This is a genomic window from Streptomyces sp. NPDC056231 (genome assembly GCF_048270745.1).
Lineage (GTDB): Bacteria > Actinomycetota > Actinomycetes > Streptomycetales > Streptomycetaceae > Streptomyces.
In genome coordinates, this window is sequence record NZ_JBLVKW010000198.1 from 1 (window position 1) to 1,597 (window position 1,597).

General features: G+C 68.8%; 2 pseudogenes. Both read left to right on the forward strand.

Going from position 1 to position 1,597, the window contains the following annotated elements:
* Window positions 1-115: pseudogene (locus tag ACNPQM_RS44075) on the forward strand (IS3 family transposase); the annotation flags it as partial.
* A gap of 62 nt (window positions 116-177) precedes the next feature.
* Window positions 178-1,597, forward strand: a pseudogene (locus ACNPQM_RS44080) (ISAzo13 family transposase); the annotation flags it as partial.

A 1,597-nucleotide genomic window follows, 5' to 3' on the forward strand; every position in this document is an offset into this window, starting at 1 on the left:
GACCGGGCCGTCGGAAGTGTTCACGTGGGACATCACGCGGCTGCCCGGACCGGCCAAGGGCATCTGGTTCCACGCCTACGTGATCATCGACATCTTCAGCCGCTACATCGTCGGCAGGGAGCTGTCGATCAATAACTCCTTGATTTGATGGGGTGGTTGAGGTCGTAGGATCCGGGTGTGGCGGACGGGACTGAGGCAGTATTGGCGGCACAGCTCGGCAAGTTGCTGCCGCATCTGGATGAGCGGCAGCGGCGCCTGGTGCTCGGGGCTGCGGCTGGCGTGTTCGGGCATGGCGGGGTCCGTGTTGTTGCCCGTGCCGCCGGGGTTGCGGAGTCCACGGTCTCGCGTGGTGTCGGCGAGCTGGACTGCGGACTGGAGCTGTCTGGGCGCGTGCGGGCGTCGGGGGCGGGCCGCAAGCGGCTGGCCGATATCGATCCGGGGCTGGTTCCGGCCCTGCTGTCACTCATCGAGCCCGATCAGCGCGGCGATCCGGAGTCCCCGCTGCGATGGACGGTCAAGTCCACCCGGAACCTGGCGGCCGAGCTGACCCGTCAGGGGCACCGGGTCGGCCATGACACCGTTGCGGCCCTGCTGAGGCCGAGGGGTTCTCCTTGCAGGGCACCTCGCGGACCACCGAAGGCGCCCGCCACCCCGACCGCGACGCGCAGTTCCATTACATCAATGACCAGGTCACGGAGTTCACCACCGCAGGACAGCCTGTCATCAGCGTCGACACCAAGAAGAAGGAGGTCCTGGGCAACTACGCGGTCGCCGGGACCGAGTGGCACCGCGCCGGGCAGCCAGTGCAGGTGCGTGCGCACGACTTTCCTGAGAAGGATGCGCAGAAGGCAGTCCCGTACGGGATCTACGACCTGCATGCCGATGCCGGCTGGGTGTCGGTGGGCTGTGACGGGGATACCGTCGCGTTCGCGGTCGCCACCCTGCGCCGCTGGTGGCACGGTGAGGGACGGCACCGCTACCCCGGCGCGACCCGGCTGCTGATCACCGCTGACGCCGGCGGCTCCAACGGCTACCGGGTCCGCGCCTGGAAGAAGGAGCTGGCCGACTTCGCGCACGCGGCCGGCCTTGAGGTGACGGTCTGTCATTTTCCGCCCGGAACTTCGAAGTGGAACAAAATAGAGCATCGGCTCTTCTCCCGGATCAGCACCAACTGGCGCGGACGCCCGCTGACCAGTCACGAAGTCGTGGTGAACACCATCGACGCCACCCGCACCCGCACTGGACTGACCGTCCACGCCGAACTCGATCTCGGTGCCTACCCCACCGGGGTGACCGTGCCGGACGAGGTCATGGCGGCCCTGCCTCTGACCGTGCACGACTGGCACGGCACGTGGAACTACACCCTGCGGCCCGAAGCGCCGGCCCCGGCGCCCCTCCCGCGCCGCGACGACCGCACCCAGCCCAACGACCGGGCCCCCGACTGGCTGCACCACCCCACTCTCACCGGCCTGGAGCACGCCGCGTTCACCGACCTGCTGGCTGTGGTCGAGCAGTACCTCCTTGGCCACCCGCCGATCAGCCTGCACCACAAGCGAGCCCGGCACCGCACCCTGCGACGCGGGCCCCTGTCGCTGTC